This is a genomic window from Paenibacillus sp. FSL H8-0122 (genome assembly GCF_038005345.1).
In the GTDB taxonomy this organism is placed as follows: domain Bacteria; phylum Bacillota; class Bacilli; order Paenibacillales; family Paenibacillaceae; genus Paenibacillus_AQ.
On sequence record NZ_JBBOTB010000001.1, the window covers coordinates 931,797 to 945,409 of the forward strand.

15 protein-coding genes are annotated in these 13,613 nt (G+C 50.4%); 9 read left to right on the forward strand and 6 right to left on the reverse strand.

The annotated features are described in order from the left end of the window. Positions 1–13: 13 nt before the first annotated feature. From NSS64_RS04150 to NSS64_RS04160, 3 genes are read left to right on the forward strand one after another with little or no spacing between them, the layout of a single operon-like run. Entirely contained in the window at positions 14–1,420 is a 1,407-nt protein-coding gene (locus tag NSS64_RS04150) for an MBOAT family O-acyltransferase (RefSeq protein ID WP_341139303.1), read from the forward strand. Positions 1,421–1,435: 15 nt separating this feature from the next. Then, positions 1,436–2,584 carry a DHHW family protein gene (locus tag NSS64_RS04155; RefSeq protein WP_341139304.1) on the forward strand — a complete coding sequence of 383 codons (1,149 nt, stop codon included), beginning with the start codon at positions 1,436–1,438 and terminating at the stop codon, positions 2,582–2,584. A gap of 22 nt (positions 2,585–2,606) precedes the next feature. After that, positions 2,607–3,095 (forward strand): DUF4358 domain-containing protein, encoded by a 489-nt coding sequence (locus tag NSS64_RS04160; protein ID WP_341139305.1) that lies wholly within the window; start codon positions 2,607–2,609, stop codon positions 3,093–3,095. Positions 3,096–3,161: 66 nt separating this feature from the next. On the opposite strand, the gene NSS64_RS04165 is transcribed toward NSS64_RS04160, so the two are convergent. Further along, positions 3,162–4,109, reverse strand: a complete 948-nt coding sequence (locus NSS64_RS04165; RefSeq protein WP_341139306.1) for an NAD(P)-dependent oxidoreductase — start codon at positions 4,107–4,109, stop codon at positions 3,162–3,164. Between the two features lie 147 nt (positions 4,110–4,256). Here NSS64_RS04165 and NSS64_RS04170 point away from each other — a divergent pair, with 147 nt between their 5' ends. Beyond that, positions 4,257–5,141 (forward strand): LysR family transcriptional regulator, encoded by an 885-nt coding sequence (locus NSS64_RS04170; protein WP_341139307.1) that lies wholly within the window; start codon positions 4,257–4,259, stop codon positions 5,139–5,141. A 44-nt stretch (positions 5,142–5,185) separates the two neighbouring features. On the opposite strand, the gene NSS64_RS04175 is transcribed toward NSS64_RS04170, so the two are convergent. Beyond that, positions 5,186–6,187: a VanZ family protein gene (locus tag NSS64_RS04175; RefSeq protein ID WP_341139308.1), complete on the reverse strand. Its 1,002-nt coding sequence runs from the start codon at positions 6,185–6,187 to the stop codon at positions 5,186–5,188. A gap of 232 nt (positions 6,188–6,419) precedes the next feature. On the opposite strand from NSS64_RS04175, the gene NSS64_RS04180 reads away from it, so the two are divergent. Further along, a complete protein-coding gene (locus NSS64_RS04180) occupies positions 6,420–6,827 on the forward strand; it encodes a hypothetical protein (protein WP_340938774.1) in 408 nt (135 codons plus the stop codon). Between the two features lie 286 nt (positions 6,828–7,113). Here NSS64_RS04180 and NSS64_RS04185 read toward each other — a convergent pair whose 3' ends face one another. Continuing rightward, positions 7,114–7,461, reverse strand: a complete 348-nt coding sequence (locus NSS64_RS04185) for a DUF3221 domain-containing protein (protein ID WP_341139309.1) — start codon at positions 7,459–7,461, stop codon at positions 7,114–7,116. Positions 7,462–7,638: 177 nt separating this feature from the next. Here NSS64_RS04185 and NSS64_RS04190 point away from each other — a divergent pair, with 177 nt between their 5' ends. Beyond that, the gene (locus NSS64_RS04190; protein WP_340938776.1) at positions 7,639–8,364 is read left to right on the forward strand and encodes a hypothetical protein; all 726 of its coding nucleotides are present in this window, start codon (positions 7,639–7,641) and stop codon (positions 8,362–8,364) included. A 339-nt stretch (positions 8,365–8,703) separates the two neighbouring features. On the opposite strand, the gene NSS64_RS04195 is transcribed toward NSS64_RS04190, so the two are convergent. Continuing rightward, positions 8,704–9,024 (reverse strand): hypothetical protein, encoded by a 321-nt coding sequence (locus NSS64_RS04195; RefSeq protein WP_341142755.1) that lies wholly within the window; start codon positions 9,022–9,024, stop codon positions 8,704–8,706. Between the two features lie 221 nt (positions 9,025–9,245). Here NSS64_RS04195 and NSS64_RS04200 point away from each other — a divergent pair, with 221 nt between their 5' ends. From NSS64_RS04200 to NSS64_RS04210, 3 genes are read left to right on the forward strand one after another with little or no spacing between them, the layout of a single operon-like run. Further along, on the forward strand, positions 9,246–9,443 hold the full coding sequence (locus tag NSS64_RS04200; RefSeq protein WP_340938778.1) for a hypothetical protein: 198 nt from the start codon (positions 9,246–9,248) through the stop codon (positions 9,441–9,443). Continuing rightward, entirely contained in the window at positions 9,436–10,695 is a 1,260-nt protein-coding gene (locus tag NSS64_RS04205; protein WP_341139310.1) for a DNA polymerase IV, read from the forward strand. Before NSS64_RS04200 ends, NSS64_RS04205 begins: the two co-directional genes overlap by 8 nt. Continuing rightward, a complete protein-coding gene (locus NSS64_RS04210) occupies positions 10,692–11,171 on the forward strand; it encodes a hypothetical protein (RefSeq protein WP_036732304.1) in 480 nt (159 codons plus the stop codon). The genes NSS64_RS04205 and NSS64_RS04210 overlap by 4 nt, the downstream gene beginning before the upstream one ends. 6 nt (positions 11,172–11,177) lie before the next feature. Here NSS64_RS04210 and NSS64_RS04215 read toward each other — a convergent pair whose 3' ends face one another. After that, on the reverse strand, positions 11,178–11,582 hold the full coding sequence (locus tag NSS64_RS04215; RefSeq protein WP_341139311.1) for a GNAT family N-acetyltransferase: 405 nt from the start codon (positions 11,580–11,582) through the stop codon (positions 11,178–11,180). A 151-nt stretch (positions 11,583–11,733) separates the two neighbouring features. Continuing rightward, a complete protein-coding gene (locus NSS64_RS04220) occupies positions 11,734–13,548 on the reverse strand; it encodes an alpha-glycosidase (RefSeq protein ID WP_341139312.1) in 1,815 nt (604 codons plus the stop codon). Positions 13,549–13,613 lie beyond the last annotated feature (65 nt).

Sequence of the window (13,613 nt, forward strand, 5' to 3'; positions counted from 1 at the left end):
GAGGTGACGGGGATTGGTCTTTAGCAGCCTTATCTTTCTATTCCTCTTTCTGCCGGTCACCCTGCTGATCTACTATATCTCGCCCATGAGGATTAGGAATACTATTCTGCTCGCCGCAAGCCTGATCTTCTATGCGTGGGGAGAGCCCGTCTACATCTTCCTCATGATCTTCTCGACGGTATTCGACTATTTGAACGGGATTCTGATCGATAGATACCGGCATCGTAAGGTGATTGCACAGGGAGTATTGATCCTGTCCATGCTGGGGAGCCTGGGGATTCTTAGCTTCTTTAAATACGCGGGTTTCGTCTTCGATAATATCAATTCGATGTTCAACCTGCACCTGCAGGCAGCAGATCTTCCGCTTCCGGTGGGCATATCCTTCTACACGTTCCAGACGATGTCTTACATCATTGATGTTTACCGCAGGAAGGTGCATGTTCAGAAGAACCTGATCTCCTTCGGCGCCTACGTGACGATGTTTCCGCAGCTTGTAGCAGGACCGATCGTTAAATACGGAGATATTGCGGGGCAGCTTGCTAACCGCGCGGTGACGTTGGAGCGTTTTGGCGAAGGGGCGGAACTATTTATTAGGGGACTTGCTAAAAAAGTATTGCTTGCCAACAATATCGGTTTGCTGTGGACAATTGTCAAAGCGGTGCCTGCGGCAGAGCTGTCGGTTCTCTCCGCATGGCTTGGCATTATCGCCTTTACGTTTCAAATCTATTTCGATTTTAGCGGATATTCGGATATGGCGCGCGGTTTAGGTAAAATGATCGGGTTCGAATTTATAGAGAACTTCAACTATCCTTATATCTCCAAGAGTATTACGGAATTCTGGCGGAGGTGGCATATTTCGCTCGGTGCCTGGTTCCGTGAGTATATCTACATTCCGCTTGGCGGGAACCGGGCAGGTAAGCTGAAACAGCTCAGAAACTTGGCGGTGGTATGGTTTATAACCGGATTATGGCATGGAGCGAGCTGGAATTTCATCATTTGGGGCTTATATTTCGGTCTCTTTGTCACGCTTGAAAAGCTAATGCTCCTGAAACAGCTTCAGCGCTTGCCGGTCTTTATAAGCCATGTCTACACTCTGATTGTGGTGATCATCGGCTGGGTATTTTTCGAATTTGAACATTTGCCTGCAGCCATGACCTTCATCGGAACGATGTTCGGCGCCGGGGCCAGTGGATTCGCGGACAACCGGGCGCTTTACGATGTGTCGACGAATGCCCTGCTGCTGCTTATCTTGGCGGTTTGTGCCACGCCGTTTCCCGGCAGAGCACTGACCCGGTTCAGAACCAGGTTTGCCCGTTTCGGCACGCTTGCCGCTTCCGCCATCTATTTCATCTTTATCGTGGCCTCAACAGCCTATCTGGTCAATGCAACGTACAATCCATTCTTATACTTTCGTTTTTAATAGAGGTGATTATCTTTGAAGAAGTACGACCAGGTCTATTATCGCGCACTCGCCATTGTACTGCTGATGTTTACCGGGGCGGTATTGGTTGTCAATTGTCTGACCCCGGGGAAAGTATTTTCCGAATCAGAGAACCGGATGCTGCAGCAGCTCCCGGCATTCTCGCTTCAAGCCTTAGGATCAGGCAAGTTTACTTCAGAATTTGAAGCGTATCTATCGGACCAGTTTATGGCAAGGGACTTTTGGATTGGACTGAAATCCGATGCGGACCAGGGATTGGGGAGGAAAGAGAGCAACGGGGTCTACCTCGGCAAGGACGGGTACTTAATTCAAAAATTCACTCCTCCCGGACAAGAAGATCTGGCAGACAAGCTGAAAGCCATTCAAGCCTTTGATCAGGCTACGCCTGGTCTGCGCAAATATATGATGCTCGTGCCGACCGCAGCTTCCATACTTGAGGATAAACTGCCGCCTTATGCTTCCGGTGGGGATGAGAAGGGCTATTGGGACAAGATCAAGGATTCTGATCTCGGGGACATTCGATGGATCAATGTTTTTCCCGTGCTGGAGGCGGACAAGGAGCAACCGCTCTATTACAAAACAGACCATCACTGGACGACCAAAGGCGCATTCCTTGCCTATCGGGAGCTGGGCGCGCCAATGAGTTTTTCACCCATGAACGAAGCTGATTTCAACATCCGCCAAGTCACCAGCCAGTTCTATGGATCTTTGTATTCGAAAAGCGGGTTTAGGCACTTACAGCCGGATTCTATTGAGCTTTATTATTCAAAAACACCGGGGAACATTTCCGTGGAGTACGCCCACGAACAGCAAAGTGCGGATTCGATGTACGTTATGGGCAACCTCACCAAGAAGGATAAATACACTGTTTTTTTCAACGGGAATCATGGCTTGCTCCGCATAACAACCGGCAGTGCGGAAGGGCGAAGACTGCTTATTGTTAAAGATTCGTATGCCAACAGCCTGATCCCTTTTTTAACCCTGCATTTTAGCGAAATTGATGTGATAGATCTCCGGTATTATGATGGCAATGTACGGAAGCTTATGGAAGAACGGCAAATCGGTGACATGTTGATTTTGTATAATATTGCTACATTTTCTGAAGATCCATCCATTAAAGTATTAGCGGATGCTGTGGAATAATGCAAAGAGGAGGCCAGTAACGATGCTGACTGGAAAGAAAATAAAGTACCTGGTTGTCCTGTCTGCGCTCATGAGCTTATGCGGCATTCTGCTCGGATGCTCCAGTAAGAAGGAAGGCGCCAAAGACGTTCCTGTCCATACCATTGAGGAGCGCATCAAGCAAGCGGCTTCTATGGAAGGTATGAAAAAGGGGGATAAGAACAGGCTTAAGAAGCTCTATCAGCTTAATGCAGATGAAGTTGAGGATTTTGTGCTGTATACGGCAGAATCGAACGTGGAAGCGAATGAACTGGCCGTGATCAGAGTGAAGCAAGAGTCTCAAGCGGACAGCGTTAAGCAAAAAATCATGGAAAGAATTGAGGCTCAAAAAGTCAAGCTGAAAGACTACCGCCCCGAGCAATTTTACCTCGTCGAAAAGCATATATTAAAGGTCAAAGGCCGCTATATATTGTTCACGGTCTCCAAGGATGCGGAGCAAATCGAAAGTGCGTTTAACGAAGCTCTTAAATAATCCCTTACACTATATGACAAAGACCCCTTGGGCCATCTGCGGCTTAGAAGGGGTCTTTGTCTGGAATTATAGCAGCTGATTGAGCTTGCTCTCAGGCACTTCACCGTTTGCTACACGTTTTATATTAGCGATGAAAAAATCATATCTTTTTCGATGAAATTTCCGGCCGTCCGGCATGCCTGCGGTATGGGGAGTGAGGATCACGTTACCCAAATTGCGCAGCTCACTGTCAAGGGGAAGCGGCTCGGATTCATATACATCCAGGCAGGCGCCTGAAAGTTCCCCGTTTTGCAACGCCTCAATCAAGTCTGTCTGGTTCACAATCCCGCCGCGGGCCGTGTTGATGAACAGAGCGCTATTCTTCATTTTCGCCAAAACCGCCTTGTTGATCAGCTGTTTGGTCTGCTCATTCAAGGAAACATGCACACTGATGATATCCGATGTGCTGATCAGCGTATCGAAATCCGTTATTTTCACGACACCGTCAGAGGACACAGCGGTATTCCTCGCATAAGCCTGCACATTCATCCCCAGAGCACTGCAGAACGCAGCCACCTTTTTTCCGATAGCGCCCAGACCGATAATCCCAATCGTTTTGTCCTCTAATTCACTTCCTGTATACTCCAGTTGATGTTCATCCAGCCTGTTCTTCATGAAGCGATCCAGAAACGGGATGTTCTTATAATAAGACAAGATCAGGGCCATTACGTGCTCGGCCACCGCCTGTGCATTGACCCCTGAGGCGTTGGCTACCCAGATGCCAAGCTGTGTACAGGCAGCGACATCGACATTATCATAGCCTGCACCCGTCTGGACCAGCTTTAATTGCTTGGCGTTAGCCAGCAGGCTGTGATCCACTTGAATATGTTCAGGGATGAGGACCTGGCAATCTGCAATATGCTGCAGCATTTCCTCGCCGGGCGGGACAATAACAACGTTCCAATCTTGCGGAAAATGCCCTGTAATCTTGGATTGCGCGCTCTCGCTGAAATGGCCGACGATAAGAATCTTCATGGCTGTACCACCTTTCACTTTGAAGCAAACCGGATAGGCTGGCCCTTTGTCATTGTTAATGATATTTTAAACATGAAGAATAATGATGTAAAACGCAAATATTTTGTGAACTATATTAACTTTTTCTATATTTCGAGGAGGGATTGTATGTATTTCCCCGGGATTGAAGCGTTCCTGGCGATCGTACAGACCGGAAGCATAAGTAAAGCAGCCGAATTATTGCACCTGTCACAGGCTACGGTAAGCTACCGTTTAAAGACCCTGGAGAAGGAAATGGGCGGCCTTTTGGTGGAGCGGAGAAAGGGGGCGCCCAAAATCAGTCTGACCCCGAAAGGGGAGGACTTTTTTAGTATTGCGGAACGGTGGGATGCTCTGTGGAGGGAGACCCAAATCTTACAGGCCAGCGGCTCGCAGTTAAGTCTGGCCATCAGCGCGGCTGAGAGTATCAGTCACTTTGTGCTGCCTCCCGTCTACCGCAAGCTTAGTCAGCATACCCCGCCCATCCGGCTGCAGATTCGTACACAGCATACGCAGGAGGCTTTTGACAGTATTGAGCGGCGCGAGATGGATGTGGCGTTTGTGGTGCGGGAGATCGTGTCGCCGAGTGTCACGGTTACCCCGTTTTTTGCGGAAGAAATGGTGGTGCTGCGTGTGGCCGCCCCAGGGCGGCAGGCTGGAGATCCGGTGGACATGGAAGAATTGGAGGCGCAGCATGAGGTCTTCATCAATTGGAACAGGGAGTTTCAATTCCGGCATGACCAGTGGTGGGCCCCCCTATGCCCGTCCCGTGTCCATCTGGACACAGCGGGACTGATTACGACTTTTTTGACGGATGCCAGACAATGGACGATCGTTCCCGCTTCGATTGGTGCACATATGGCGGGGATGGGGGAGTTTGTGCTTCAGAAGCTATCGGAATCCGTGCCCCCAAGAATAGGCTATAAGGTCACGCATAAGTTTCCCAATCAGGCCTTGCAAGAGCCTCTTCGTATTCTGGATCAGTATCTGCAGGAGATATTTGGAGTGCAATGATTTGATCTGCAAAAGCGCCGGGCTTCTGCCAGGGGCAGTTTATTTTATCCCCCGCCGAGCAACCGGTGAAGCCGCGCTGCCAGTTTTTGCCCGGCATTGGCTTCTGTAAGCGTAAGGTCCCACAACACCGCATGGGTTCGGGGGTCAGCAGCCTCGGTATTGATTGTGATGATCAGCTCTTGTCTGCCTTCAACTCTAACCTGAAAAGACAGCGGCTGATTCTCTCCCGGTGCGATATTCACATCCAGGGAATAAATCTCTTCTCCGTCGGCGCTGATTATGACGCTGCCGGTGCCGCTGCCCTTAGCAGGGATAGCATCGTCAGGGACGCCGAAATTCCCGGTTAACTCCTTATACTGTCCATCCAGGCGCAGTGAGAACTCGTGGAGTCCCGGATGATCAGGGCTGTACAGATTGATAGCTGGTTCGATCTGTTCTTGGGCCATAGTGAAGCTGTTGAGCCTTTGTTCCCACTGTATTTTACCACGTTCAACAGGGAGCTGATCCAGCGCCCTGATCTCCCCGCGGCCATGCTCCAGATAATAATTGATACCGCTCACGGCGGAGTAGACGAGTAGTGTCAAGACCGCGCCTGAGGACAGGAGCTTGAGCATACCTATTGGCGCCCACCGGTCGCGGCGGATTAGCCGCTGGGCGCCGTAGCCGACAGCTGCACCGAGCGTATTAACGACAATGTCGTTAATGTCGAACGCACCCAAATGGGTCACCATCTGAATCAGCTCTACCCCGGTGATGGCTGCTATGAAGACCAAGAGGAACGGCAGGAACCGGGAGCGGACCAGTAGCGGAATGAATAGCCCGAACGGTACGAAGGCCAGATAGTTACCCAGGCTGAAGACCCAAAGCTCCGAATAACCATAGCCCGGAAATATCAACGGAATCCCGTCAAAAGACAGGTGATACCGCAAACCCGTCTCCGGTAGAGCCGATGAGCGGTTGAAGCCGACAAATAAGAAAAACAGAGTGAGACCCGTGTACAGAACCAAACCGGTCCAAACGGCCGTCCTCGTTTTGCCTTGAAGCATGATGGTTAACCTCTCTTTACCGGTAGTTTATGTCCCTTGCAGAGGACAAAGGAAGTATAAGCTATCTTCGTTAGCCCAAGCAAGGCGGACAGTTGCAGTCCAGCCCCTCAGTAACCGAGCTTCCTCTATCCACACACATTAATGTGTTAATCGTACTTGCAATCCATCCAATCTGGAAGGGTCCTCCTAACATACTATATTCATAGATTAGAGGAAGGGAGGTGGCCTGATCGTGGCACAAATAATCGATGTAGGACGGAGCACAGCCTCTACCGGCACGCAGACCCTGTCCATTCCAATTCTCACGCCGGCGCAAAATTTAATATTGGCTGAGTTTGGATTAGCTACTGTTGCAAACGGGGATGTTCTGCTTGGTGCAACCATTGGGTTTCAGACTACGCTTGGCATTCCGAATGTAGTGTTCACTATATATCGGGATAACCAGCCGATTTTTAATGTAGGAGCAAGCGGGCTTTCTATACTCGCAATACAGCCAATTACCATTTCTTATCTGGATTTAAATGTTCCGGCAGGTTATCATGCCTATTCTTTGGGTGTGGCCAATAACAGCACCAATGTTCTGCTCAATACTGCCAGTGTTACCGGACCCGTGACCTTCTCCGGCGTTTCGACTGGGTAAAAAAGCAAAAAACAGAACGGAGCTGTCCCAGAAGCCATGAAACGGCTGCTTGGGATAGCTCTTTATGCTGGAGTAGATTCAGCGTGAGCACTTGGGGGAAGGGAGACGCTCCGCAACAGAACGTTGTTCCCATCGATGATATTACCTGCGCATCAGCAAATGTATGCTGTTTTTCGCATACATAATTCCCACAAGAAAGGGGGCTGTCACTTTTGGGCCAGCCCCTTCTGTCGGCATGGCCAAAGGCTCGAATATAGCAGTTCTGGACCCTTGCTTGCAGGATTCACTACTCTATTTTTGATTTTATAATTTTGTTTGCCGTAACTTGTGCCGGAAATGAATCATCACTTGTTGTATAGAACACTTCAATCTCTTCACCCTTTTTATATTTAGAAGGCGAAACTTCATTTACCCAAATGGCTTGAGAGTACGTATTAGTTCCCAGAACTTCCTTGTAATTCTTATCCAAGTCTTCTTCCTTTAATTGAGCAATGACTAGAATCCTGTTATTGTCTGCATCTACTGTGTGTACAGTTCCCTTAAAAAGGGTGTCATCCTTACTGCAGGCAGTGACTAATAACAAGAAAATAAAAATAAGTGCCTTTTTAGAGATAGTACTGGTGTTTAGCAGCATGGACCTTCTCCTTTGAAGGATTAAGACATTAGTTTAACCGTGGTTGCGCGGATAAAGCGTTCATCACATGACCAATATATGAATAAACAGCATTTCCATTATGGCGAGTGATTTAGATTATTTACTGACCATATAGTTCAATGGTAGGATAGGATAAAACTACCATTGGAGGATAAGATGAAGAAATTTGTAATAGGGTTTGTTTCAGGGGCCATGCTATTTAGTAGCGTAACTGTACTTGCAGCATCAGGACTACTGGGACAGAAGGTTCAGAGCGTGGTAACTATTGAAAAGAGTGGAGTCAAAATTGCTGAGGGTGCTGTCATTAATGGCTCCATATATGCGCCGGTACAGGAATTAGCAAAGGCAACTGGAACCACCGTGACCATAAAGAATAAAAAAGTTACGTTAGGCAGCCCCGCTGCTCTAACCACTAACAGTGTCACAGCTTCTAGTCGTACTACACCTACCGAGATTGGGAAATCCGTTAATTTCAATTATAAAACAGGCGGCTATTCCGGAACAGTTGCTGTTACACAGGTTCTTAGAGGTGCGGCAGCTTGGGAAGCTGCAAAAGAACAGTATGATGCTTTTGCAAGCGAACCGGAAGCGGGCTACGAATACTTATTTGCTAAAATTAAAGTAAGTATATCCAAAGTAGATAAGGTTGGAGCCACTGCGGACTTAAACCAGTTTGATTATAAGCTCATATCAACATCAGGCACTGAATATGGTGCCCAGATTATTCTAGCGCCAGATCCATCTATAAGTACAAAAGTCTATGCCGGATCTTCTCATGAGGGTTGGGTTGGCTATAAAGTGAAGACAAGTGATGTCTCCCCGCTGATTGCATTCTCCCGAAATTATGATGGAACAGGCGGAGTCTGGTTTAAAACAAACTAATAGTATTTCTTACCGAGCCCTGCTGAAACTAAGCGGGGCTCTTTCTTGTGCAGATACTGAACTTTACAGTGCACTCTTCCAGAGCTTTGACATGAAATGTATATCCTTTTTTAGTATCAGTACCAGACATTCAAGTAGCTGATTGTATTTCCTGCAATAGAAAACGCATAGCTGACCGTAAAATAAGATTCTATTGTATTTCATACAGTGGGATGCTGTGTTTTGGGTGAAAAAGGACCTTTTTTCAATATTCAATTGTACCGAATACAACAGATTCTATTTCGAAGCCTTTTTTACAGTATTCCATTGTACAAAATGCAGTTATTATCGTCCCAGCGCCTACAGCATCCGAATAACTGCTGCGGGTATCAACATCCCCGTAGTGTCCCGGTACCCCATGCCGGCCAGCAGATCATTGCCGTTTAACTCATGCACGTTCTTGGCGGATGTATCCAGCCCCATATCCAGTACATACTGCAACACTTCGGCGACATACTTGGGCTGGTTTAGGTTGATTGCGTAGTTTTGCCCCTCTTTGATGACCCGTAATCCTTCATTTAGAGGACTTCCGGCAGTAATGGTATCTATAGTGGTGAACTTAACAATCCATTTGTTCTTTCTGTCCTCTGTGATCAGCGTCAGCGTTGAACGGTAATACATGTCTCTCACAGTTTGATAACTCCACCAGTAGGTATGTCCGCCAACGACGATTTTTCCCACTTTGCCCCAGCCCCTTTCTTGTACAATCGTTGATTATATCACCTTCAGCAGCACAGATACATAATTATGGGATTCAAGGAATATACTCATGATTGATTAGGGAACATCTGTTTGGATATAATACAAACAGATGTTCTCACTCTACACGGAGGCGATCAATCATGAAGATGAGCATCGGCCAAACTATAGAAATGATATATCTGGACAAAGCGGGCAAGATTACGCAGCGGAAAATTGAAGTGCGGGGGATTCGGGACGGCCGGATTCGGGCCACCTGTCTGAGCACCGGCCAGCCCCGTGTGTTCCTGGCCGCCAATATTCTGTCCTGGCGCCCGTTACGGGGGCAACGGTATGCCTAGAGAGCGGATTATTCTGCTCTCCGACTGCCAGTCCTTCTATGCCAGCGTCGAGAAGGCGGCCCATCCCGAATACGCGGATCAGCCTGTGGCGGTCGGCGATCCCACGCGGATGAACGGGATTGTGCTGGCCGCTTGCCCTCTTGCCAAATCCCGCGGGGTGACCACTGCCTCACGCGTGGGGGAAGCCCTGACGAAATGCCCGGAGCTCGTAGTCATCCGGCCGCGGATGGGGACCTACATTACGGTCTCCCTCCTCATTTCCGAGATCTACCAAGTATATACCGATCTGGTGGAGGCCTTCAGCATCGATGAGCAGTTCCTGGATGTGACCGGCTCTCTGCGCGCGTTCGGAGGGGATTTGCCGGAGATGATTCACTCGATACAGCAGCACGTTCTGTTATCCACGGGGGTGTGGACCCGGGTGGGCATCGGCCCGTCCAAAATCCTCGCCAAAATGGCTAACAACTTCGCCAAAAAGCAGCCGGGCGGCACGTTCCGGCTGGATTACGATAATCTGGACACTGAGCTGTGGCCGCGTCCGGTACACGAGATGTTTATGGTGGCCGGGCGGATGACCCGGAACTTTTACCGTATGGGGATTACAACAATTGGAGATATTGCCCGGATGGAGCTGGGGGAGTTCAAACGGCGGATGCGCACCACCATGGGCAAGCAGAGCGATATTCAGGCGGAATATTATTGGCAGACCGCCCGCGGCATCGATCCCAGCCCGGTCGTTACCGGAATACGCCATGAGATGAAGTCTGTCGGCCACGGGAAGGCGCTGCGCTGGAATCTCTATACCCGGCTGCCGGAGATTGAGGTGGTGCTGCTGGAGCTGGTGATTGAGGTCTGCCAGCGGGCTCGGAAGTACCAGTACATGGGATCGGTAGTATCTGTTGCGGTAGTAGAGACAGACGGCAACACCTCGAATGGCTACAGCCGGCAGACGACACTGCCGGAGCCTTCGTCGTTAACCCATGAGGTGGCAGCGGCAGCCTACCGACTATTCGTGGATCATTGGAGCGGTCTGCCGATAAGCCGGTTGACTATCTCTATATCCCAGCTCACGGATGACAGCGTGATGCAGCTGACCTTGTTCGACGACCGGATGCGCAGCAGTAACAGAGAACGGGCTATCGATCAGATCAAGAACCGGTACGGAAGCGGGGCGCTGATCCGCGCGTCTTCATTGCTGGAATCTGGGGTCGCCCTGGAACGGGCGCAGCAGATTGGAGGGCACTATAAATGAGCAAGCTAGACGGAAATGAGCGGTGGAAATCCAAAATGTTAATGACAGAGCATGTCCAGCAGTATGAGCAGAAGCAGGGGACAGAGGGCAGAAAAATGATTACGGTAGAGGAGCGGACGATGGTGCGTGACCTTATTCTGCTTCCTTACCTCGATACGATGGTCAGCAAAAGCCTGAAGGAGCTTGAGCTGTCCAATAGCATTCTGAAGCGGGCTTTCATGCTCGCCGGCCAGGCGATTCAGCAGCGTATTATGCAGGATACCTACCAGCTCCAGAAGGAGCTGAAGCAGCATAATATCCGGGTGCTGGCGGATGAGCAGGAGGAGTTCCTGGTGTATTACAAAATCTTTTGCCGGGGCTATCAGGAACGCTTCGGACTTACCCGGGATGTGATGCGCACCGAGATCAGCCTGCGGCTGACCAGGTACACAGCGGAGCTTGGAGCCGGTCTGAAAAACCAGCATTTGAGCAGTTAGTATCAGCTACAGCGCCTTGGTGAAGAAAATCTCCAGCGGCTCATTGTCCGGCAGCAGGCAGCCTGAGTCCCGGTAGCCCAGTTTCCGGTAGAAATGCTGGGCCTCTTCACTCGCCATCGAGGAGGTCATAACCTGTTTGTGGCCCAGGGCTTGCATCGCTTGCTCCCAGTGCTGCACCGCCTGTCTGCCGAAGCCAGCTCCGCGATAAGGCTCATCAATCCACAGCAGATTCATGAAGGGGATCTGGTCCCAGAAATACCCGAACCGCAGCCAGCCTATGTTCAAGCTACCCTCGCTCAGAATGTAAATCTCCTGCTGGTTTATTTTAGAGAGAAGAAGTGAGTTCAGAATATGGTGGTCACGGCTTGCGAGATAATCATAATCGGCTTCGGTTGCGGTTCTGATGTTCATAGGGCGATTCTCCTGTCATTGTATAGTGTGTGAAGAACGATTGTCCTTACAAAAGTATACCACCTCTGGTTGCCTGGTCCGGTGTAACAAACAGCTATAAGCAAACAAGCCCCTTTCCGGGGGCTTGTCTTTGTCTATACTATTAAAGTGCTCACGCTTTGCCGCCAGCTTGTCCGCTATACAGAATCCGGTATGCCAGCGGCTCCAGCGTCAGGCGGATCTGGTCACCCTCGCCCTCTATAGGCTCGCCGCTCAAGGCATCCTGCCAGGCTCCGCCGCTCAGTGATTGCGTAAGAGTCAGCGGTTCAGCGGAATTATTCATCCAGACCGTGAAGTGGGCGTGTTCATCCCAGCGTTCATACACCAGGCCCCCGCTGCCCGGATCACTCCGCAGGAAGCGGAACTGGCCGGTGCGCAGCACCTCGTGCTCCTTGCGCAGGGCAATGAGGCTCTGATAAAAGCGCAGCAGCCCCCGGTCCTGCCGGTCCTCTTCCCAGATCATGCATTTGCGGCAATCCGGGTCGTCCTCTCCGTCAAGCCCGATTTCATCCCCATAGAAGATGCATGGCGTACCGGTGAAGGTGAACAGGAAGGTGAGCGCCAGCTTCAGCCGCTGCTTGTCCCCGCCAAGACGGTTCAGCACCCGCGGGGTATCATGGCTCGCCAGGAGATTGAACAGCACCTCATTCGCCTGCCGGGGGTACCGCATAAGCAGCCCGTAGATCTGCGCGGCGAAGGTGTCCGCGTCGATGTCGTTGTCCGCGCCGAAGAACTTCAGCAGCCGGTCAGAGAAGGGATAGTTCATTACCGAATCGAACTGGTCGCCCTGCAGCCAGCTGAGGGAGTCGCTCCACACCTCGCCGATGATGAACGCCTCCGGGTTAATCTCCTTGACCGCCTTGCGGAAATCCCGCCAGAACACATGGTCCACCTCATTAGCTACATCCAGCCGCCAGCCGTCGATGTGTACCTCCTTGAGCCAGAATTTGGTGATATCCAGCAGATAATCTCTGGCTTCCGGATGGGCAGTGTTCAGCTTGGGCATCCCGCTGAAGAAGCCGAAGGTATCATAATTGGCCTTGCCGTCCACTACCTGAACGGGATAGTCATGGATATGGAACCAGCCTGCGTATTTGGAATCCGCTCCATGCTCCAGCACATCCTTGAACGGTGCGAACTCGGAGCTGGTATGATTGAAGACGGCATCGAGGACCACCTTAAGTCCTTTGGAATGAGCCAGGTCCACCAGCTGCTTAAGCTTATTGAGATCCCCGAAGTTTGCATCGACCGTTCCGTAGTCAACGGTGTCATATTTATGGTTACTGGGAGCCTGGAAGACCGGGGTCAGATACAGCGCCGTTACGCCAAGCTCGGCAATATAATCCAGATGGTCAATCATCCCCTGCAGGTCCCCGCCAAAATAGCTGTCGTGGGTGGGCGGTGCCCCCCATTCGAGTGTCCCTTCGGGGTCATTCGCCGGATCTCCGTTAGCGAACCGGTCCGGCATGATCTGATAGAAGACCGCAGATTTCGCCCATTCGGGAACCTGAAGCAGGTCGGCCTCATGAAGGTAAGGCATTTCGTAGTAGCCTCCGGCAGGCTCGGGCAGCCCGTCTGTAAAGAAGCCGGATTCTAGCATCCATACGGTTTCCTGATCGGTTTCCAGCCGGAAGCCATAGGAGAAGCGTTTGAATTCGGGGAAGATCTCTGCTTCCCAGTAATCGAAGAATCTGTCGGTAGCTACCATACGCATGACCAGCTCCTGATGATGCTGCTCCCAGTCGTATTTGTCGCCGATCAGGGCAAATACCCGATCTACGTTGTTCTTTTTGCTGCGGATTCTTAAATGGAAGGTGTCCTTGTTATAGGCATACGCCCATCGCCCCTGCGTTGAATGATAGAGACATTCCAGCTCAATGGAGGAGCCGGATGAGCTTAAGGACACTGCTTGTCTGCTGGGAGCCATATGAAATTCCTCCTGGGATACGTATTGTGGATGGATATTATGAGAGTTGAGCTTTAGTTAATACC